The 236-nt window shown below is 66.9% G+C and carries 1 pseudogene; it reads left to right on the forward strand.

The annotated features are described in order from the left end of the window. Window positions 1-236: pseudogene (locus ACQG3P_RS23515) on the forward strand (MFS transporter); the annotation flags it as partial.

Raw genomic sequence — 236 nt, forward strand, 5'->3', positions numbered from 1 at the left:
CCGGCAACCCTGCACTTCTTCTTCGGCGCCTTCCTGATCCGCTTCCTCACCTCCGAGCAGTCCTATGGGGTGCTCGGCCTGATGCGCCAGCTGGGCATGGGCCCGGACCAGATGCGGCCGCTGTTCGCGGTGATCCTGGCCGGGGTGTTTACGGGCATTGCCACCAGCTCACTGACCTTCGGGCCCAAACGCATCGTCGCGCAGCTGCGGATGGCGATCCTGCTGCTGGGCACCGC

Source organism: Stenotrophomonas sp. SrG (assembly GCF_050031795.1).
GTDB classification, from domain to species: Bacteria; Pseudomonadota; Gammaproteobacteria; order Xanthomonadales; family Xanthomonadaceae; genus Stenotrophomonas; species Stenotrophomonas rhizophila_A.